A 20497-nucleotide genomic window follows, 5' to 3' on the forward strand; every position below is an offset into this window, starting at 1 on the left:
GCTTTTAATGTGAATAAAAAACCCCCAACCGGAAGGTTGAGGGTTTTTGATTTTAGAATTTCAATTCTTCCTTACGGGCCATGATCTCCTCGTACTCCTGCTTGGAGCCCACGATGATGGATTCATAGTCGCGCATACCGGTACCGGCCGGGATCCTGTGACCGACGATCACATTCTCTTTCAGGCCTTCCAGATCGTCTACCTTACCGCTTACGGCAGCTTCGTTCAACACCTTGGTAGTTTCCTGGAAGGAAGCCGCTGAGATGAAGGACTTAGTCTGGAGGGACGCCCTGGTAATCCCCTGGAGTACAGGGGTTGCCGTTGCAGCAACCGCGTCACGTGCAGTGACCAGTGCCTTGTCGGCCCTCTTCAGGATGGAATTCTCGTCCCTGAGCTCTCGGGCTGTAATGATCTGCCCGGCTTTCAGGTTTTCAGAATCTCCTTTATCCTCCACGACCTTCTTGCCGAAGATCTCATCATTCTCCTGGATAAAGTCGTCCTTGTGTACCAGCTGATTCTCCAGGAAGATCGTATCTCCCGGATCCTCTATCCTTACCTTCCTCATCATCTGTCTCACGACCACCTCAAAGTGTTTGTCGTTGATCTTCACCCCCTGGAGACGATATACTTCCTGTACTTCGTTGACCAGGTATTGCTGTACAGCAGAAGGTCCTTTGATGGCCAGGATATCTTCCGGGGTCACGGAACCATCTGAAAGCGGCATACCGGCACGTACGTAATCGTTCTCCTGCACCAGGATCTGGTTAGAGAGTTTTACGAGATACTTCTTCTGCTCGCCCAGTTTGGATTCGATGATGATCTCCCGGTTACCCCTCTTGATCTTCCCGAAGGAAACCACCCCGTCGATCTCAGAGACCACTGCAGGGTTAGATGGGTTACGGGCTTCGAACAATTCGGTCACCCTTGGCAGACCACCCGTGATATCACCAGTCTTGGCAGATTTTCTCGGGATCTTGACCAGGATCTTTCCTTCCTTGATCTTTTCTCCGTCATCCACCATCAGGTGGGAACCAACAGGCAGGTTGTAAGATCTCAGTACCTCGTCCTTGCTGTTCTTGATCAGCAGGGTCGGGATGAGCCTCTTGTTCCTTGATTCGGTGATCACCTTCTCCTGGAATCCGGTCTGCTCGTCGATCTCGACCTGGTAAGTAACACCTTGTTCGATATTCTCATAGACGATCTTTCCGGTAAATTCGGAAACGATCACCCCGTTATATGGATCCCACTGACAGATCAGCTGTCCTTTTTCGATCTTGGCTCCATTCTTCACGAAGAGCTGTGATCCGTAAGGTATGTTATTCGTACTCAGGGTAATACCTGTCTTGTTGTCGACAATCTTGATCTCAGATGTCCTGGAGATCACGATATCAACGGGTTTCCCTTCGTTGTTTTGTCCTTTAACGGTGCGCAGGTCCTCGATCTCGGCCTTACCGTCGAATCGGGCTTCCAGCTTGTTGTCTTCAGAGATGTTCCCTGCGATACCTCCCACGTGGAAGGTTCTCAGGGTAAGCTGTGTTCCGGGTTCCCCGATAGACTGGGCAGCAACCACACCTACAGCTTCTCCTCTTTGTACCATCTTGTTGGTAGCCAGGTTACGGCCGTAACACTTGGCACAGATACCTTTTTGGGCTTCACAAGTCAACGCAGACCGCACTTCGACCTTCTCGATAGGCGAGGCTTCGATCTTCTTCACGTCGGCCTCCATGATCTCTTCCCCGGCCTTGAGGATCAATTCCTCTGTAAGCGGGTCATAGACATCGTGAAGGGATACCCTTCCCAGGATTCTTTCCCCGAGGGTTTCTACAACTTCCTCGTTCTTCTTGAGGCTTTCCACTTCAATCCCCCTGAGCGTGCCGCAATCCTCGATGTTGACGATCACATCCTGAGACACGTCTACCAGCCTACGGGTCAGGTAACCGGCATCCGCCGTTTTAAGAGCCGTATCGGCAAGACCTTTACGGGCACCGTGGGTAGAGATAAAGTACTCAAGGATAGACAGACCTTCCTTAAAGTTGGAAAGGATGGGGTTCTCGATGATCTCCCCACCTCCGGCAGTCGATTTCTTGGGTTTCGCCATCAGTCCGCGCATTCCCGTCAGCTGACGGATCTGCTCCTTGGACCCCCTGGCCCCTGAATCGAGCATCATATACACGGAGTTAAAGCCCTGCTGGTCTTCGCGTATCCTCTTCATGGCCAGCTCGGTAAGCATGGCGTTGGTTGAGGTCCACACGTCGATCACCTGGTTGTAACGCTCGTTATTGGTGATCAGACCCATGTTATAGTTCATCATGATACCGTCTACCTGTTGATTGGCATCGGCGATCATTTCGTGTTTCTCCTGTGGGATGATGATATCCCCAAGGCTGAAGGACAATCCCCCTTTGAAGGCGAATTCATATCCCATCGTCTTGATCTTATCCAGGAATTCGGCTGTGGTGGGTACGTCAGTCACAGAAAGGATCTTTCCGATGATATCCCTCAGGGATTTCTTGTTCAGAACCTCATTCACATAACCGGCTTCCTCCGGCACAACCATATTAAAGAGGACCCTACCGACGGTAGTCTCTATGATCTGGTTGACCAGCTCTCCTTTTTCATTGAAATCCTTGGCCCTTACCTTGATCCCGGCGTTGAGCTCCACCTTGCCTTCGTTAAAGGCGATGACCACCTCCTCGTAGGAGTAGAATGTCAGGCCTTCCCCTTTTACAGGCTTTTCCTTGGTAGATTTACGCTCCTTGGTCATATAGTACAACCCAAGTACCATATCCTGAGAAGGAACGGTAATGGGTGAACCGTTAGCCGGGTTCAGGATGTTGTGGGAGGCCAGCATCAACAGCTGGGCTTCCAGGATAGCCTCCGGACCTAACGGAAGGTGAACGGCCATCTGGTCCCCGTCGAAGTCGGCGTTAAAAGCCGTACACACCAGCGGGTGCAAACGGATAGCCTTACCTTCGATCAGTCTGGGCTGGAAGGCCTGGATTCCCAGCCTGTGCAGGGTGGGGGCCCGGTTCAGCAACACGGGGTGTCCTTTGAGGACGTTCTCCAGGATATCCCATACCACGGGCTCCTTCTTATCTATGATCTTTTTAGCGGATTTTACAGTTTTTACGATCCCTCTCTCGATGAGTTTTCGGATCACAAAAGGCTTGTAGAGTTCAGCGGCCATGTCCTTGGGCAAACCACACTCGTACAGGCTCATTTCGGGACCTACGACGATCACGGAACGGGCTGAGTAATCCACCCGCTTTCCGAGGAGGTTCTGACGGAACCTTCCCTGTTTCCCTTTGAGGGAGTCGGAAAGGGATTTCAGAGGCCTGTTAGACTCTGTCTTGACAGCAGAGGCTTTTCGCGTATTGTCAAAAAGGGAATCGACGGCTTCCTGCAGCATCCTCTTCTCGTTCCTGAGGATCACCTCAGGAGCCTTGATCTCCATCAGTCTTTTCAGACGGTTGTTTCGGATGATCACCCTGCGGTACAGGTCGTTGAGGTCAGAAGTCGCAAAACGGCCACCATCAAGAGGTACCAAAGGCCTCAGTTCCGGTGGGATCACAGGGATCACCTTCATGATCATCCACTCGGGACGGTTCTCGCGGTTGTCCTGAGATTCCCTCAGGGCCTCTACTACTTGCAGCCTTTTAAGGGCTTCTGTTTTCCTTTGTTTGGAGGTTTCCGTATTGGCCTTATGCCTGAGATCGTAAGAGAGTTCCTTGAGATCGATCCTGGAAAGGAGGTCTATAAGACACTCGGCCCCCATCTTGGCGATGAACTTATTGGGATCTGAATCTTCGAGGTACTGGTTCTCCGGTGGGATGGTCTCCAGGATGTTCAGGTATTCCTCTTCGGTGAGGAAATCGAGCATCTGCAGCTCCTCCCCTTCCGGTCCTTTGGCGATACCAGGCTGGATCACTACATACCTTTCGTAGTAGATGATCATATCCAGTTTCTTGGATGGCAGGCCCAGCAGGTAACCTATCTTGTTAGGCAGAGAACGGAAATACCAAATATGGGCTACGGGAACCACCAGGTTGATGTGCCCTACACGGTCCCTACGTACTTTCTTTTCGGTTACTTCCACTCCGCAGCGATCACAAACGATCCCGCGGTAACGGATTCTCTTATACTTTCCACAGGCGCATTCGTAGTCCTTTACCGGACCAAAGATACGCTCACAGAACAACCCGTCCCTTTCCGGCTTGTGCGTCCTGTAATTGATCGTCTCAGGCTTGAGGACCTCCCCCCTGGACTCAGCCAGGATGGCTTCCGGAGAAGCCAGACCGATGGAAATCTTGTTAAACCTTTTTACTGCTGTGTTATCGTGATGTCTAGCCATAATGCTATTAGTGATACTAAATGATTGTGTAACAGGTACTTATATTATTCCTCCAGTCGGATATCGAGGCCGAGGCCTTTCAGCTCGTGCATCAATACGTTGAAGGATTCCGGCAAGCCGGGTTCCGGCATGGTCTCTCCCTTGACGATCGATTCGTAGGTCTTTGCCCTTCCGATCACGTCGTCAGACTTCACGGTGAGGATCTCCCTCAGGGTAGCAGAGGCTCCGTAGGCCTGCAGGGCCCACACTTCCATTTCCCCGAAACGCTGTCCACCGAACTGTGCCTTACCTCCCAGAGGTTGCTGGGTGATTAGGGAATAAGGTCCGATAGATCGGGCGTGCATCTTGTCATCGACCATGTGGCCTAATTTGAGCATGTAGATCACACCTACTGTCGCAGCCTGGTCGAATCGCTCTCCGGTTCCACCATCATAGAGATAGGTGTGTCCGAATCTCGGGATGCCGGCTTCGTCTGTCAGTTTATCGATCTCGTCTATCGTGGCCCCGTCAAAGATCGGGGTGGCGTATTTCTGACCCAGATTCTGACCGGCCCAGCCCAATACGGTTTCATAGATCTGTCCGATATTCATCCTCGAAGGTACCCCAAGCGGGTTCAGTACGATGTCTACAGGTGTTCCATCCTCCAGGAAAGGCATGTCTTCCTGACGGACGATACGAGCCACGATACCTTTGTTTCCGTGGCGTCCTGCCATCTTGTCCCCTACTTTCAGCTTCCTCTTCTTGGCGATGTACACCTTGGCCAATTTCATGATCCCGGCTGGGAGTTCATCCCCTACGGAGATAGTGAATTTATCCCTTCTCAGGTTCCCCTGAAGGTCGTTCAATTTGATCTTATAGTTGTGCAACAGATCGGCCACCATCACATTGGTCGCTTTATCCGTTGTCCAGCTGCCGCTTACCAAGTGGGCGAAATCGTCCACGGCATTGAGCATCTTCATGGTGTACTTCTTGCCCTTTGGCAGCACTTCTTCACCCAGGTCATTGACCACCCCTTGTGAGGTTTTTCCATTGACCAGCTTAAAGAGTTTTTCCACCAGGATGTCCTTCAGCTCCTGGAATTTCACTTCGTATTCGAGCTCCAGGGCGTTGATCGCCTCCTTATCCTCGGAACGCTTGCGCTTGTCCTTGATGGACCTGGAGAACAATTTCTTGTCGATCACCACTCCTCTGAGCGATGGAGAAGCTTTCAAAGAGGCGTCCTTAACGTCTCCCGCCTTATCGCCGAAGATGGCGCGAAGGAGTTTTTCTTCCGGAGTAGGATCAGATTCTCCCTTCGGAGTGATCTTACCAATAAGGATGTCACCGGGTTTTACCTCTGCCCCAATGCGGATCATTCCGTATTCATCGAGATCTTTGGTCGCTTCTTCCGAAACGTTGGGGATATCATTGGTCAGTTCCTCAGCTCCCAGTTTGGTATCGCGAACTTCCAGAGAGTACTCATCTATGTGGATAGAAGTGAAGATATCTTCCCGGACCACTTTCTCAGAGATCACGATCGCATCCTCGAAGTTGTATCCCTTCCAGGGCATAAAGGCCACTTTCAGGTTTCTACCCAGGGCAAGTTCTCCGCTCTCGGTCGCATAACCCTCACAGAGTACCTGTCCTTTTTTCACCTTGTCCCCTTTTCTTACGATGGGTTTGAGGTTGATACTGGTCCCCTGGTTCGTCTTGCGGAACTTGACCAGTTCGTATGTCTTGGAATCTTCGTCAAAACTCACCAGTCTTTCCTCATCGGTACGGTTGTACTTGATGACGATCTTCTGGGCGTCTACGTATTCGATGACACCATCACCTTCTGCATTGATCAGAACACGTGAATCTGAGGCTACCTGTCTTTCGAGTCCGGTTCCCACGATGGGGGACTGGGGTTTCAAAAGGGGTACTGCCTGCCGCATCATGTTCGATCCCATCAGGGCCCGGTTAGCATCGTCGTGCTCCAGGAATGGGATGAGGGAGGCAGAGATGGATGCGATCTGGTTGGGCGCCACATCCGTGTAATTTACCTCAGAGGGATCAACGACGGGGAAGTCACCTTCCTCCCGTGCGATCACCTTCTCCCTGTCTATAGTGCCGTCTTTCTTCAGAGGAATGTTCGCCTGGGCGATCTTCATTCCTTCTTCTTCCTCAGCACTGAGGAATACATAATCCTTGGTATCTACCTTCCCATCAGCAACCTTGCGATAAGGAGTTTCCAGGAAGCCCATGGAGTTTACCTTGGCAAAGACGGAAAGAGACGAGATCAAACCAATATTTGGTCCTTCCGGCGTCTCGATCGGACAAAGCCTTCCGTAGTGGGTATAGTGAACGTCCCTTACTTCGAATCCGGCTCTTTCCCTTGAAAGTCCGCCTGGCCCAAGAGCAGACAGCCTTCTCTTGTGAGTGATCTCTGCAAGAGGGTTGGTCTGGTCCATGAACTGGGACAGCTGGTTGGTCCCGAAGAAGGAATTGATGACAGATGAAAGGGTCTTCGCATTGATAAGGTCGATAGGTGTAAACACCTCGTTGTCCCTTACGTTCATCCTTTCCCGGATCGTTCTGGCCATACGCGCCAGCCCTACACCGAATTGTGCAGAAAGCTGCTCGCCTACGGTTCTTACCCTTCTGTTGGAAAGGTGGTCAATATCGTCGATCTCCGCTTTGGAGTTGATCAGTTCTATGAGGTACTTGATAATGGTGATGATATCCTCTTTGGTGAGGACCTGTTTGTCCATCCCGATATCGAGTCCTAATTTCTTGTTCATCCTGTACCTTCCCACTTCCCCGAGGTTGTACCTCTGGTCTGAGAAGAACAGTTTGTCTATGATGCCCCTCGCAGTCTCTTCATCCGGCGGTTCTGCATTCCTCAATTGGCGGTAGATGTGTTCCACAGCCTCTTTTTCGGAGTTTGTGGGGTCTTTCTGGAGCGTATTGTGGATGATGGCATAGTCGCTCTGTGCATTGTTCTCCTTGTGCAGAAGGATGGTTTTCACATCGGCGTCTATGATCTGTTGGATGTGGTCTTTCTCAAGGATGGTATCCCTGTCGAGGATGATCTCATTACGCTCGATGGAGACTACCTCCCCGGTATCCTCATCCACGAAATCCTCATGCCAGGTATTGAGAACCCTCGCTGCGAGTTTCCTGCCGAGGACTTTGGTAAGTCCTGTTTTGGTAACCTTCACTTCTTCAGAAAGGTCGAAAATCTCGAGGATGTCCTTGTCCCTCTCGAAGCCGATCGCCCTGAACAGAGTGGTTACCGGTAATTTTTTCTTTCTGTCGATATAGGCGTACATCACGCTGTTGATGTCCGTGGCGAACTCGATCCAGGAACCTTTAAAAGGGATTACCCGGGCCGAGTACAATTTGGTACCATTGGCGTGGAAAGACTGCCCGAAGAACACACCGGGTGAACGATGCAACTGGGATACGACCACGCGTTCAGCTCCGTTGATCACAAAGGTCCCGCTGGGGGTCATGTATGGAATGGTCCCCAGGTAGACATCCTGAACAATTGTCTCAAAATCCTCGTGTTCCGGATCTGTACAGTACAGCTTGAGCCGGGCCTTGAGAGGTACACTGTAGGTGAGTCCGCGTTCAATACACTCCTGAATGGAGTAACGCGGAGGGTCTATAAAGTAATCGAGGAATTCCAATACGAATTGGTTCCTAGTATCGGTGATGGGAAAGTTTTCCATGAAGGTATTGTAAAGACCTTCATTGCCCCTCTCGTCAGATTTTGTTTCAAGCTGAAAAAAATCTTGAAATGATTTAATCTGAATGTCCAAGAAATCCGGGTAGTCCGGTATGTTCTTAGCGGATGCGAAACTTATTCTTTCAGTCTGTTTTGTGAACATCTATGGACAAAATTTTGAACGTGAATACTGTGATGGGTGGTATATGACTTTATATACTATCTATAAAAGGGTTTAGGTCTAGCCACCGTAAGGCGGAAAGACCTAAACCAAAACCGTATGGTCGTAGCAATTATTTAAGCTCAACTTCTGCTCCTGCTTCTTCCAAAGATTTTTTGATGCCTTCAGCTTCGTCCTTAGACACAGCTTCTTTAACGGCTTTTGGTGCACTGTCTACGATGTCCTTAGCGTCTTTCAGCCCAAGACCGGTCAGTTCTTTCACCAATTTAACTACAGCGAGTTTAGAGGCACCGGCTGCTTTCAGGATCACATCAAATTCTGTTTTTTCCTCAGCGGCTTCAGCTTCTCCACCTCCGGCAGCTCCGCCAGCGGCAACAGCAACAGCTGCAGCAGCAGGCTCAATGCCATACTCTTCTTTTAGGATGTCAGCCAATTCGTTTACCTCTTTTACGGTAAGGTTGACCAACTGTTCTGCGAATTCTTTTAAATCTGCCATTTTTCTATCGTTTAATAAAATTTTAAAATATACTTGTTTTAGTGCGTACTGATTATCTTTCTGATAAGGTCTTGAGGATACCCGCCAGCTTGCCTCCACCTGATTTCAGGCCGGAGATCACATTCTTGGCTGGAGACTGGAGCAATCCGATGATATCTCCGATCACTTCCTCCTTAGACTTGATACTTACCAGGGTATCTAACTTATCATCCCCAACAAAGATGGCCTCTTCGATAAATGCACCTTTCAATAAGGGTTTATCGGCCTTCTTCCTGAAGGTTTTGATCAGTTTGGCCGGGGCGTTCCCTGTTTCTGAGAACATAAGGGATGTATTTCCCGTAAGTACCTCAGGGAGTTCCCCGAATTCTTTATCTGAAGCCTCCATGGCTTTTGCCAGCAAGGTGTTCTTGACCACGGAGAGCTTGATGTTTGCCTTAAAGCAGGCCCTTCTCAGCTCAGAGGTAGTCAGGGCATCCAAGCCCGAAATATCGGCCAGGTAAATGGTCGAATTCTCGGCCAGCTGTGCAGTCAGATCTTGTATTACCGTAGCTTTTTCTTCTCTTGTCATTCTTTTACGTTTTCAGAATTAAACCGCTTTGGGATCTAATTGAACACTGGGACTCATGGTGCTTGACATGTAGATGCTCTTCATATACACTCCTTTGGCCGCTGTGGGTTTCAACTTCACCAGCGTATCGAGGAGTTCTTTGGCATTGCCCGCGATCTTCTCTGCAGGAAAGGAGGCCTTTCCTATGGCAGCGTGTACGATCCCGGTCTTATCCACCTTGAAATCTATCTTACCGGCTTTTACCTCGGATACGGCCTTGCCGATGTCCATGGTCACGGTTCCCGTCTTGGGGTTAGGCATGAGTCCGCGTGGGCCCAGTACCCTACCAAGGGGACCGAGTTTACCCATCACGCTTGGCATGGTGATAATGACGTCTACGTCTGTCCACCCACCTTTTATCTTATCGAGATACTCATCCAAACCGACGAAATCCGCACCGGCTTCCTTCGCTTCTGCTTCCTTGTCCGGAGTCACCAGGGCCAAAACTTTTACATCTTTCCCGGTACCGTGAGGCAGGGTCACTACCCCCCGTACCATTTGGTTTGCCTTACGCGGATCCACGCCCAGGCGGACAGCGATATCGACAGATGCATCAAATTTGGTTTTGGTGATTTCCTTGATCAGGGCAGAAGCTTCTTCCAGGGAGTAGAGTTTGTCTTTCTCAATTCTAGCCCTGGCTTCTTTTTGCTTCTTTGTTAATTTTCCCATATAAAAATGCCTTTATAAGATTTAAAAAGGTTTCTTACCTGCCACCTTGAGACCCATGGATCTCGCAGTTCCGGCAACCATGCTCATGGCAGATTCAACGGTAAACGCATTGAGGTCCACCATTTTGTCTTCTGCGATGGCTTTCACCTGGTCCCAGGTAACATTCCCTGATTTAACTCGGTTAGGTTCGCCAGATCCTTTTTTAATCTTAGCCGCTTCCATAAGTTGCACTGCCGCTGGTGGTGTCTTTACGACAAAGTCGAATGACTTGTCCTTGTACACGGTGATAACCACAGGCAGGACTTTCCCCTGCTTGTCCTGGGTTCTGGCATTGAACTGCTTACAGAACTCCATGATGTTAACGCCGGCAGCACCTAAAGCGGGTCCAACCGGTGGCGACGGATTCGCAGCACCTCCCCTAACTTGTAGTTTAACTACTTTACTTACTTCTTTTGCCATTGTTTGAAATTAAATGTCAAAACCGTGTTTAAATTGGAAGCAACACAGCCTTTATATATGTAACATTTGTATTATACTTTTTCTACCTGCATGTAACTCAGTTCCAGAGGGGTCTTTCTTCCAAAGATCTTCACCATTACCTCCAGCTTGCGTTTCTCCTCGTTGATGCGCTCCACGGTTCCATTGAAACCGTTGAATGGCCCATCTATTACCTTTACCGTTTCTCCCAGAACAAAAGGAATAGCTACACTGTCTGTATTGACAGCCAGCTCATCCACTTTCCCGAGCATACGGTTCACTTCGGACTTTCGAAGCGGTACAGGGTCTCCCCCCTTGGTCTCACCCAGGAAGCCGATCACATTAGTGATGGAGCGGATGATGTGAATCATCTCACCCCCCAGGTTGGCCTTGATCATGATATAACCGGGAAAATAAACCCTTTCCTTGTTGATCTTCTTGCCATTGCGGATCTGTACTACCTTTTCCGTAGGTACCAGAACCTCTTCCAGGTAATCCCCAAAGCCGGCTCTTTCAACCTCGGACTCAATATAGCCCTTGATCTTGTTTTCCTGACCGCTGACGGCCCTTACCACATACCATTTTTTCTCCAGAACTTCAGACATGGCCTACGTTAGTTTAAGGTGTCGAAATACAGTTGAATCAACTTGCTGAACACCGTATCCACACCCCAGGTCGCCAAAGCGAACAGGATGGAAAAAACAGCGACGATTACCATCAGGTTTGAGGCCTCAGCCCTGGTGGGCAGAGAGACGTTGTGTTTCAACTCTTCAAAAGATTCTCTTATATAGGTAATCATGCTGTTTTAATTTTAAGGAGGGAAAATCGACCGTTCTCTAAAAACTCCCTTCTTTCTCTTACTGTGCACGGGAGGAGAGACTCGAACTCCCGACACCCGGTTTTGGAGACCGGTGCTCTACCAACTGAGCTACACCCGTATCTATTTGCATTGAAAGGCATCCCGCCGTAGCGGGACACCCTCAAGCTTATTTACTTCTTAGAATTAATCTAAAATCTTGGTAACCTGTCCGGCTCCTACAGTCCTACCACCTTCACGGATCGCGAATCTCAGACCCACGTTAAGGGCGATTGGCTGGAGAAGATCTACAGAAATGGTCAGGTTATCACCTGGCATTACCATCTCAACTCCACTTGGCAGGTTGATTGTTCCTGTCACGTCTGTAGTCCTTACGTAGAACTGTGGACGGTAGTTGTTGTGGAAAGGAGTGTGACGTCCACCTTCTTCTTTTTTCAAGATATAGACCTCAGCCTCAAACTTGGCATGTGGCTTAACAGAACCTGGCTTGCAGATTACCATACCCCTTTTGATGTCAGACTTCTCGATACCTCTGAGGAGGATACCTACGTTGTCTCCGGCTTCACCCCTGTCGAGGATCTTACGGAACATCTCAACTCCGGTGATAGTAGAAGTCAGTTTCTCAGCACCCATACCGATGATATCTACAGGATCTCCGGTGTTAGCCACACCTGTTTCGATACGTCCTGTAGCAACAGTTCCACGACCGGTAATGGTAAATACGTCTTCAACTGGCATCAGGAAAGGTTTGTCAACATCCCTTTCTGGAAGTTCAATCCAGGTATCAACGGCTTCCATCAGCTCCATTACGGTGTCTACCCACTTTTGCTCACCATTGAGAGCACCCAGGGCAGAACCTGCAATTACGGGACCGTTATCACCGTCGTACTCATAGAAGGTAAGCAATTCCCTTACTTCCATTTCAACGAGTTCGAGAAGCTCCTCATCATCTACCATATCTACTTTGTTCAGGAAGACAACGATACGTGGAATACCTACCTGACGTCCCAGAAGGATGTGCTCTCGAGTTTGTGGCATAGGTCCATCTGTTGCAGCAACAACGAGGATGGCACCGTCCATTTGAGCAGCACCGGTAACCATGTTCTTCACGTAGTCGGCGTGACCAGGACAGTCAACGTGAGCATAGTGACGATTGGCTGTCTGGTACTCAACGTGAGACGTGTTGATCGTAATACCCCTTTCTTTTTCTTCAGGTGCATTATCGATAGAGTCGAAGCTCCTGATTTCGGATAGCCCTGCATTTGCTAATACGGTTGTAATAGCGGCAGTCAATGTAGTTTTACCGTGGTCAACGTGTCCAATAGTACCTATATTTAAGTGCGGTTTGGAACGATTAAAGGTTTCCTTTGCCATTTTAATGAATTTTGATCTTAGTTTATATTAGTGTCCAAATTTTTCCAATCGTAGAGCCAACGACGGGAATTGAACCCGTGACCTCTTCCTTACCAAGGAAACGCTCTACCCCTGAGCTACGTCGGCATTTTGGGTTTGAGTTCATGTTCGGGGGTAATTCTGACCACACCCCGTGTAACCATCACCCCAAACAGCAAACGTTCACTCAAAGTTCTTGAGCGGGAGACCGGGTTCGAACCGGCGACATTCAGCTTGGAAGGCTGACGCTCTACCAACTGAGCTACTCCCGCGTTACTTTAAATTTCAATATTTCAATTTCCGAACATCTCCCTTTATTTCAGATCCAGGATATTTGAAATCCTTGATTAGAAACCTCCATTTTGGAAGGATTACCTCTCTTCGTTCGGTGATCCTGGTTCGGTGAACCAGGATCAAAGATTTTTTCTCGTGGTCTTACAAGAGCGAGCTCTTGACGCCCACTTTGAAAAAATCTTTGTGGGGAGAGCAGGATTCGAACCTGCGAAGGTAAAAACCAACAGATTTACAGTCTGTCCTCGTTGGCCGCTTGAGTATCTCCCCGAACCCTTTGTTTTTTAAGAACTTTCGAGCCGATGGAGGGACTCGAACCCACGACCCCGAGATTACAAATCACGTGCTCTAGCCAGCTGAGCTACATCGGCTTTGACCGCTTTTTCAAGCACAAAAAAGTCCGCTATTTCTAACGGACTGCAAATGTAGATATTTTTTGTTTTAAACAAAACTATTTCACAAAAATTTTAAAGGGACAAAACCCCTTGCTTTCCTTTTCCTGGCGAGCAATTTCCGTTCCAGGGAATCACAGGCAAAATCCACGGCTTCCTCGAAGGTTTTGCATTGTTTTTTAACAATGAATACATCGCCGGGTACGTGCACCTTAATCTCCACCAATTTGTTTTCCTTATCACTCGCATTCTCTACCTTTAAATATACATCCGCATTGACAATCCTGTTGTAAAACACATCCAGCTTATCCAGACGTTTCCGAATGAATTTCAACAATTTGATGTCTGCAGTGAAGTTGACAGCTTGTGTTTGTACTTTCATCAGCTAACTTTTTAGGGTTATACCTTAATATAATAAAGTTTATACTTATTTCCGATTCCTCGGGTGAGCCCTGGAGTGCACTTTCTTAAGCTCCGATATACTGTTATGGGTATAGACCTGAGTGGATGCCAGGCTTGAATGTCCCAGCAGTTCCTTGACGGAATTCAGATCGGCTCCCTGATTGAGCATATGGGTGGCGAAGGTATGCCTGAGGATATGCGGACTTTTTTTGACTTTTGAGGATACTTTGCTAAAATAACCATTGATGATCCTGTAAACCAGGGTTTCGTACATCTTTTTCCCTTTAGAAGTCAGAAATACCGCCTTGTTCCCGGAAGAAGGAAGCTGGTTCTCCCTCAGGGAAAGATATTCTTCTATCAGGTGTACCGTAGACGGTAAGAGAGGAATGATCCGCTCCTTGTTTCGTTTTCCGAGGACCCTGAGGGTCCGCTTTGAAAGGTCTATATCCCGCAGCTCAAGGTTGATCAATTCGGATCGACGGATCCCGGTAGCGTAGAAGAGTTCTATAATCAACCTGTCGCGAACCCCTTCAAAGTCGTCCTCGAAAGGAATGCTGTTCAACAGCTCTCCCATCTCCGACTGAGAGAAGGGGATCTCAACTTTTTTAGGAGTTTTAAGGGCCTTATGCCTGGCCAACGGGTTGGCAGATACATCACCCACTTTGAGGAGGAATTTGTAATAGGATTTAAGAGAGGTCACCTTGCGGTTAACACTGCGGTTGCTGATCCCCTCTTCTACCAGGTGAACGATCCACTCCCTGATCTCACCGTAGCTGGCATCCTCTATTCCCGAGCCCGGTTGCCGCTCCCCGGAAAAGGCACTGAATTCTTCCAGGTCTTTCCGGTATGCCTTTACCGTATGGGGGGAATACTTTTTTTCATAAGACAGGTAAGAGATAAAAGCATCGATGGCCATATCCCAAAGATACAAAAGGCAGATAGAGATAAGATCAAAAAAAATCCCGCCCGAAGGCAGGATTTCAAATTGAGTGATTTCTGAGTTAGATCTCCTCTTTATCTCGGAGACTCTGAATATATTGTGCTTTTTGGATCTGCTGTCTGCGTTCCACTGAAGGTTTTGTGAATTGCTGGCGCTTCCTCAACTGACGCATGGTCCCTGTTCTGTCGAATTTGCGTTTAAAGCGCTTCAGGGCTCTGTCTATGTTTTCTCCTTCTTTTACTGGTATTATCAACATGGGCTACAACCTCCTTTCTTTTGGGATTCGGGTCGCAAAGATAAGGCGATTTCCGAATAAGAAACAAACTTATTTCAAAATATTCTTCGCGATCACCACTTTCTGAATCTCGGTAGTTCCCTCGCCTATCGTACACAACTTGGCATCCCTGTAGAATTTCTCGACCGGGAAGTCCTTAGTGTACCCATAGCCACCGTGAATCTGTACCGCTTCATTGGCCACCCTGACGCACATTTCCGAGGCGTACATTTTAGACATGGCACTCCATTTAGTCATCTTTCTGCCCTGGTTCTTCAGGAAGGCAGCTTTGTGAAGCAACAGTTCGGAGGCCTCTATTTCAGTGGCCATTTCGGCAAGCTTAAAAGAAACCCCCTGGAAAGAACTGATCGGTTTACCGAACTGTACCCGCTCCTTGGAATATTTAAGGGCAGCTTCATAGGCTCCTTTGGCAATCCCTAGGGAAAGGGCACCTATGGAAATCCTACCCCCATCGAGGATCTTCATGGATTGTATAAAACCATCGCCGATCTCTCCTATCCTGTTTTCGTCAGGAATTCGACAATTGTCGAAGACCAGCTCGGCAGTCTCGCTGGCCCGCATCCCCAGTTTATCTTCCTTCTTTCCACTGGTAAAACCCCTTGTCCCTTTTTCAATGGCAAAGGCAGTCATTCCGTGACTGTCACCTTTTTCTCCCGTCCTGGCGATGACCACGGCGATGTCACCACTTTTCCCGTGGGTAATGAAATTTTTGGCCCCATTGAGGATCCAGTCATCCCCGTCCTTCACTGCGGTTGTACTCATCCCCCCGGCATCGGAACCCGTATTGTGCTCAGTTAGTCCCCAGGCACCTATCCATTCTCCTGTCGCTAGTTTCGGGATCCAGCGATCTTTCTGTTCAGCCGAACCAAATGAAAGGATATGATTGGTACAAAGTGAGTTGTGGGCGGCAATGGAAAGTCCAATAGAGGGATCTACCTTGGAGATCTCTTCTATAATGGCTATATACTCGTGATATCCCAGGCCTGAGCCTCCCAGGCTTTCGGGTACAAGAACACCCATAAAACCCATAGATCCTGCCTTTTTAAAGACGTCGACAGGGAATTCCTGGGTCTCGTCCCAGTGCATTACGTAAGGTCTGATATGCTGCTCTGCGAATTGTCTTGCGGATTCCGCTACCATTCGCTGGGTCTCAGAATAATCAAACCCAAATTCAGTCATTGTTCCAGTGATCATTCTAGCAATTTTTTACAGGGCCAAATATAGCTTAATTCTGTTAATCCGTTCAGATGGAAAATCTTCAATTTTTGTTAATTGTTCGATAGAGTCGAACTTGCCGACACTATCCCTGTAGGCCACGATCCTCTCAGCGAGCCTCTTCCCAAGATACACCAATTTACACAATTCCACTTCCCCTGCCCGGTTCAGAGAGATCAATTCGACAGGCGGCGCCTCCTGCACCCTGAATACTTTAAGGGCCCGTCTTCCCACCTCCTCATCGAGACCATATACATCAAAAAGTTGTTCATCTACCAAAAATCCCCCCAGCCTGTTCCTGAAACGAACGATGCGAGAAGATAACACAGGGCCGATACCGGAGATAGCCTGCAGATCCTCGGCAGTAGCCTTGTTCAGGTCTTTTAATTCAAAGGGTTTCTGCTTCCTTCTTACCGTCACTTTTTGTTTTTTATTGAACTGCGGAAATGAGAGATAGGGGGCGATAACCCTTAGCAGACTGTCTGAGATCTCAGTAACCCTTCTGAATTCCTCTGCCGAATTCACGTACTTGCCTTTTTTCCTGAAGGTGTAAAGACGGTCGAGTTCCAACGCAGACATCCCCAGAAGATAGCCTCTGTAATCATTAATATAGTTTGGATTGAAGGGCCTGACTGCCCTCTCGGTAGCGGGATGCTCCGGGCTGGAAATGATCAGGCTATCAATAGTCAGCAAGGGAACCTTATCTGACTTAAAGGCGGGATTGTAAAACCAAAGGATACATTGCAAAGTTGCGATCAGGATCAGCAGGGCTGAGATTCCCCTTTTTTCCTGTTTAGAATATCGGAAAGGGGGTCTCATCTCATTCTCTTGTCTGGACTATAATGTCCTCTATGCATCCGAATAATTAGCCGGTTGCCCTGAAATTCTATGGAAGAGGAACGTCAGGCACAAGGATCACGGCATCAGAAAACCAATTACACTCACATTTAAGAATGAAACCGGATGATCACAAAGGCAATGAATCTCAATTTACAGATCAGATCTGCAGAATCACAGCAGGCAAAGAGAATTATCCTTGTAGAATGCCTTGGAAAAAAAAGTAATGCACAAAATCGAACGGCAGGAATACTAGTCTAAACCGAACATTTTGCCCATCATGAGCTTTTTTTGGTGTAGAGCTGATTGCTCTTCAGTTTGTTCCAGTAATCGCCCAGATCTTTTCTAACTTCCCCTGACATGATATACAACCCTATAATATTGGGGAAAGACATCGCCAGGATCATCATATCGGAGAAGTCGAGAACCGCACCAAGGTTTACTGAAGCTCCAACGACCACAAAGATCAAAAACAGGACCTTGTAGATCATTTCTGAGCGCTTGCTCTTGCCAAAGAGATACGTCCACGCCCTCATTCCGTAGTAAGACCAGGAGATCATGGTGGAGAAAGCGAAGAGGAAAACTGCGATACCAAGGACATAAGGGAACCAGGAGATCACACTGCCAAAAGCGTCAGAGGTGAGCTGAGCCCCAGCCATACCTTCTACTTCGTGCATCCCGGTAAAAATGAGGACCAGAGCGGTAAGTGTACAAACCACCACTGTATCTATAAAAGGCTCCAGCAGGGCGACAAATCCCTCAGAAGGAGGGTTGTTGGTCTTGGCCGTACTGTGAGCAATAGCCGCTGATCCCACACCTGCTTCATTTGAAAAAGCAGCTCGCTGGAATCCGACAACGAGCACCCCTATCACCCCGCCTTTAAGTGCACTGGGACTGAAAGCACCCTCGACAATAGCCGAAAATGCAGGGCCTATATTTTCAATATTGACAATGATCACCGCCAAAGCAGCGATGATGTAGATCGATGCCATGATGGGGACCACCCTTCCGGTAACTTTGGCGATACTCTGTATACCTCCTATGATCACCACCCCAACCAGGATGGCCGTCAGGATACCGAACCAGAATCCGTTGCCTTCCAGCATTGAAAACTGACCTGCGAGCTGTTCGAATGACTGGTTTGCCTGGAACATATTACCTCCTCCAAAGGATGCTCCCACAGCCAGCACGGCAAAGAGGCCGGCGAGTACTTTGCCAAAACCTTTGAGGTTCCTCTTCTCAAGACCATACCTGAGGTAATTCATAGGACCTCCGAAAACACGGCCGTCCGGAAGGATATCCCTGTACTTGACCCCCAGGGTACATTCCACAAATTTGGACGACATACCGAGCAAACCACAAACGATCATCCAGAAGGTTGCCCCGGCCCCTCCAAGGGATACCGCAACGGCAACTCCCGCTATATTCCCAAGGCCCACCGTACCGGATACTGCGGTAGCCAAGGCCTGGAAATGTGTAACCTGTCCGGGAGCATCGGGATCGTCATACTTTCCCTTAGCCAGGCTGATAGAGTGCCTGAATCCCCTGATGTTGATAAATCCCATCCTGAGGGTAAAGAAGGTCGCTCCCAGAACGAGCCAGATCACGATAAAAGGGATATTCTTGGTCACGGGATCCCCGTTTGGATGACGGACCACTTCAGGAGTGTCATATTCGATCTCGGCCAGATAATGTGCTCCTTGTTCGATGACGTGTTCCTTATTCTCGGAATTGTAGATGACCTTTCCTTCTCCGGTGAGGTATTTTAGTTTCCCGTTTACCGCTGCTGTTACTGTATCTACGGAACCATCGTTGCGGGAAACCAGGGCGATCTTCTGTCCTTTTTTAACCCGGGAGCCTTCTTCGGCCAGCCATTGTTTCAAAACAAATCGATCTTCCACGGTGGCAGACCATCCGGGAGTCGCCACAAGCTTAACATCTGCGTAAACCACGGGATCGTATATCCCGGTAGCCTCAAACGGGTCCCAGAAAAGGACACTGCCCAGGGCGCTTACCGCAGGGGCCATGGTGCCGTTAAACACCTCGGGAATCGACTGCGTATCTACAGTGTATTCCTGGGTTACAGAAGCACCGGCCGCATCCGTTACGGTTACAGAATAGGGCACCCCCTCTACCAGGCCGCTCGACTTGGATGAGGTCTGGGGGGTTTGTTGATTGCTCCATTTATAGGAATAGGGTGGTGTGCCTCCTTCCACCTCGAGTTGGATCATCCCATCATTGATATTGTCTGAAGGGTTCACCGTTTTTCCAAGGACCGTCAGATCCTGGGAAAAAAGAGACGCACAGAACAGGAACAGAAAAATGCCAATGTACTTTTTCATGTATGTCATAAGGGTTTTATTGGGCGGTAGGTTGCACGGTCGGGCAATATCTTAAAAAAAAGTGTCCGAATCAAATAATCTTTCCCAAATATCAGGACTGGATATGGAACATTTCGTTCAGTTTGCGGATCTGTTCCGGCCTACCCAAAACGATGACCTTGCTCTTGGGCATCAAAGGCATGTCGGCCTCCGGATTGATAATGTATTTCCCGTTGGGTTCTATGTACCCTATGATGGTACAGCCGGTCTTCCGGCGGAGATCGAGATCTCTCAGAGAATTACAGTCGACCTGGTCCGCAAAATCCTCAATAGCCACTTCTTCCAGGTTCGTGGTGTGTTCCCCTTCCATTGACAATTGATCCATAAAAGTAATGAGGTCAGGGATCACCACAAGGGAAGCCATATGGTCTCCCCCAATCTTATCGGGCATGATTACCTTATCGGCTCCGCCAAGTTCAAGTTTTTTCTGGGAGGTGACCTTAGAGGCCCTGCTGATAATGAATAGATTTTTATTGAGCTGTCTTGCGGAGAGTACTACAAACAGGTTCTCTGCATCGTCCGGGAGTGCGGCGATCAAATAGCTGGCACGTTCCACTCCTGCTTCCATCAAAACGTTATCATCATTCGCATCCCCTTCCACGAAGAGTATTTCGTCCTCGAATTTCTCGATGATCTCCTTATCCCGTTCAATGACTATAAAAGGGCGATTGTAGGCTTTGAGACGCTCTGCAGCCTGCATTCCGTTGCGGCCAAAACCACAGACGATCACGTGGTTGGACAAACTGTTGATCTGATTTTTCACTTTCTTCTTTTTTAGGAGTTGCAATGAATTTCTGCTCAGGATATATTCGGTAAGCACCGACAGAGCAAAGGAAAAGATGATCACACTGCTGATGATAAGCATCACAGTAAATATCTTCGATTCGGCATCCAGGGGTTTCACTTCCATGAATCCGACCGTGGTCACAGTGATGATCGTCATGTAGAGTGCATCCAGCCAGTTGTAGTCAGATATATAGCGATAACCCAGGACCCCGATGAGCAGGACCACCACGGTGAGTGCTAAGGCGAAATACATCTTTGAACGGAACAGTCTGATCAT

16 protein-coding genes and 5 tRNA genes are annotated in these 20497 nt (G+C 48.6%); all 21 read right to left on the reverse strand.

The genetic code is table 11. From position 1 onward, the window contains the following. Positions 1 to 52: 52 nt before the first annotated feature. Positions 53 to 4351: a DNA-directed RNA polymerase subunit beta' gene (rpoC, locus tag IEV19_RS04405; RefSeq protein WP_188369469.1), complete on the reverse strand. Its 4299-nt coding sequence runs from the start codon at positions 4349 to 4351 to the stop codon at positions 53 to 55. A 44-nt stretch (positions 4352 to 4395) separates the two neighbouring features. Beyond that, entirely contained in the window at positions 4396 to 8205 is a 3810-nt protein-coding gene (gene rpoB / locus IEV19_RS04410) for a DNA-directed RNA polymerase subunit beta (protein ID WP_188369470.1), read from the reverse strand. Positions 8206 to 8335: 130 nt separating this feature from the next. Next, on the reverse strand, positions 8336 to 8719 hold the full coding sequence (gene rplL, locus IEV19_RS04415) for a 50S ribosomal protein L7/L12 (RefSeq protein WP_188369471.1): 384 nt from the start codon (positions 8717 to 8719) through the stop codon (positions 8336 to 8338). Between the two features lie 52 nt (positions 8720 to 8771). Continuing rightward, positions 8772 to 9287 carry a 50S ribosomal protein L10 gene (gene rplJ, locus IEV19_RS04420; protein WP_188369472.1) on the reverse strand — a complete coding sequence of 172 codons (516 nt, stop codon included), beginning with the start codon at positions 9285 to 9287 and terminating at the stop codon, positions 8772 to 8774. Between the two features lie 18 nt (positions 9288 to 9305). Next, complete coding sequence (gene rplA, locus IEV19_RS04425; RefSeq protein WP_188369473.1) at positions 9306 to 9995, reverse strand: 50S ribosomal protein L1; 690 nt, start codon at positions 9993 to 9995, stop codon at positions 9306 to 9308. A 21-nt stretch (positions 9996 to 10016) separates the two neighbouring features. After that, positions 10017 to 10454: a 50S ribosomal protein L11 gene (gene rplK / locus IEV19_RS04430; RefSeq protein WP_188369474.1), complete on the reverse strand. Its 438-nt coding sequence runs from the start codon at positions 10452 to 10454 to the stop codon at positions 10017 to 10019. A gap of 71 nt (positions 10455 to 10525) precedes the next feature. Further along, complete coding sequence (gene nusG, locus IEV19_RS04435; protein ID WP_188369475.1) at positions 10526 to 11077, reverse strand: transcription termination/antitermination protein NusG; 552 nt, start codon at positions 11075 to 11077, stop codon at positions 10526 to 10528. 8 nt (positions 11078 to 11085) lie between these two features. After that, positions 11086 to 11271: a preprotein translocase subunit SecE gene (secE, locus tag IEV19_RS04440; protein ID WP_188369476.1), complete on the reverse strand. Its 186-nt coding sequence runs from the start codon at positions 11269 to 11271 to the stop codon at positions 11086 to 11088. 66 nt (positions 11272 to 11337) lie between these two features. After that, positions 11338 to 11410, reverse strand: a tRNA-Trp gene (locus IEV19_RS04445). 65 nt (positions 11411 to 11475) lie between these two features. Then, a complete protein-coding gene (tuf, locus tag IEV19_RS04450) occupies positions 11476 to 12663 on the reverse strand; it encodes an elongation factor Tu (protein ID WP_188369477.1) in 1188 nt (395 codons plus the stop codon). A gap of 54 nt (positions 12664 to 12717) precedes the next feature. Beyond that, positions 12718 to 12789, reverse strand: a tRNA-Thr gene (locus tag IEV19_RS04455). 91 nt (positions 12790 to 12880) lie between these two features. Further along, positions 12881 to 12953: transfer RNA gene (locus IEV19_RS04460), tRNA-Gly, on the reverse strand. 206 nt (positions 12954 to 13159) lie between these two features. Continuing rightward, positions 13160 to 13242 (reverse strand) — tRNA-Tyr (locus tag IEV19_RS04465). Positions 13243 to 13269: 27 nt separating this feature from the next. Next, a tRNA-Thr gene (locus IEV19_RS04470) sits at positions 13270 to 13343 on the reverse strand. A gap of 85 nt (positions 13344 to 13428) precedes the next feature. Next, entirely contained in the window at positions 13429 to 13746 is a 318-nt protein-coding gene (locus IEV19_RS04475) for an HPF/RaiA family ribosome-associated protein (protein WP_188369478.1), read from the reverse strand. Between the two features lie 45 nt (positions 13747 to 13791). Then, entirely contained in the window at positions 13792 to 14682 is an 891-nt protein-coding gene (locus IEV19_RS04480) for a phage lytic cycle repressor MrpR family protein (RefSeq protein WP_188369479.1), read from the reverse strand. A gap of 85 nt (positions 14683 to 14767) precedes the next feature. Then, on the reverse strand, positions 14768 to 14962 hold the full coding sequence (gene rpsU / locus IEV19_RS04485) for a 30S ribosomal protein S21 (protein WP_161434848.1): 195 nt from the start codon (positions 14960 to 14962) through the stop codon (positions 14768 to 14770). A gap of 69 nt (positions 14963 to 15031) precedes the next feature. Beyond that, complete coding sequence (locus IEV19_RS04490) at positions 15032 to 16195, reverse strand: acyl-CoA dehydrogenase family protein (protein ID WP_229732480.1); 1164 nt, start codon at positions 16193 to 16195, stop codon at positions 15032 to 15034. A 12-nt stretch (positions 16196 to 16207) separates the two neighbouring features. After that, the gene (locus IEV19_RS04495; protein ID WP_188369480.1) at positions 16208 to 17035 is read right to left on the reverse strand and encodes a ComEA family DNA-binding protein; all 828 of its coding nucleotides are present in this window, start codon (positions 17033 to 17035) and stop codon (positions 16208 to 16210) included. Positions 17036 to 17331: 296 nt separating this feature from the next. Beyond that, a complete protein-coding gene (locus tag IEV19_RS04500; protein ID WP_188369481.1) occupies positions 17332 to 19395 on the reverse strand; it encodes an amino acid carrier protein in 2064 nt (687 codons plus the stop codon). 91 nt (positions 19396 to 19486) lie between these two features. Then, positions 19487 to 20497, reverse strand: a complete 1011-nt coding sequence (locus IEV19_RS04505; protein WP_188369482.1) for a potassium channel family protein — start codon at positions 20495 to 20497, stop codon at positions 19487 to 19489.

It is taken from the genome of Muriicola marianensis (assembly GCF_014638095.1).
GTDB lineage: Bacteria > Bacteroidota > Bacteroidia > Flavobacteriales > Flavobacteriaceae > Muriicola > Muriicola marianensis.

Excerpts from the sequence above, each read along its gene's own strand:
- IEV19_RS04505 (WP_188369482.1), bottom strand. The coding sequence starts at position 20,497 with ATGATCAGACTGTTCCGTTCAAAGATGTATTTCGCCTTAGCACTCACC.
- rplK (WP_188369474.1), bottom strand. The coding sequence starts at position 10,454 with ATGGCAAAAGAAGTAAGTAAAGTAGTTAAACTACAAGTTAGGGGAGGT.
- tuf (WP_188369477.1), bottom strand. The coding sequence starts at position 12,663 with ATGGCAAAGGAAACCTTTAATCGTTCCAAACCGCACTTAAATATAGGT.
- rplL (WP_188369471.1), bottom strand. The coding sequence starts at position 8,719 with ATGGCAGATTTAAAAGAATTCGCAGAACAGTTGGTCAACCTTACCGTA.
- rpoC (WP_188369469.1), bottom strand. The coding sequence starts at position 4,351 with ATGGCTAGACATCACGATAACACAGCAGTAAAAAGGTTTAACAAGATT.
- IEV19_RS04475 (WP_188369478.1), bottom strand. The coding sequence starts at position 13,746 with ATGAAAGTACAAACACAAGCTGTCAACTTCACTGCAGACATCAAATTG.
- rplJ (WP_188369472.1), bottom strand. The coding sequence starts at position 9,287 with ATGACAAGAGAAGAAAAAGCTACGGTAATACAAGATCTGACTGCACAG.
- IEV19_RS04495 (WP_188369480.1), bottom strand. The coding sequence starts at position 17,035 with ATGAGACCCCCTTTCCGATATTCTAAACAGGAAAAAAGGGGAATCTCA.
- rplA (WP_188369473.1), bottom strand. The coding sequence starts at position 9,995 with ATGGGAAAATTAACAAAGAAGCAAAAAGAAGCCAGGGCTAGAATTGAG.
- IEV19_RS04500 (WP_188369481.1), bottom strand. The coding sequence starts at position 19,395 with ATGAAAAAGTACATTGGCATTTTTCTGTTCCTGTTCTGTGCGTCTCTT.
- IEV19_RS04490 (WP_229732480.1), bottom strand. The coding sequence starts at position 16,195 with ATGATCACTGGAACAATGACTGAATTTGGGTTTGATTATTCTGAGACC.
- rpoB (WP_188369470.1), bottom strand. The coding sequence starts at position 8,205 with ATGTTCACAAAACAGACTGAAAGAATAAGTTTCGCATCCGCTAAGAAC.
- secE (WP_188369476.1), bottom strand. The coding sequence starts at position 11,271 with ATGATTACCTATATAAGAGAATCTTTTGAAGAGTTGAAACACAACGTC.
- IEV19_RS04480 (WP_188369479.1), bottom strand. The coding sequence starts at position 14,682 with ATGGCCATCGATGCTTTTATCTCTTACCTGTCTTATGAAAAAAAGTAT.
- nusG (WP_188369475.1), bottom strand. The coding sequence starts at position 11,077 with ATGTCTGAAGTTCTGGAGAAAAAATGGTATGTGGTAAGGGCCGTCAGC.
- rpsU (WP_161434848.1), bottom strand. The coding sequence starts at position 14,962 with ATGTTGATAATACCAGTAAAAGAAGGAGAAAACATAGACAGAGCCCTG.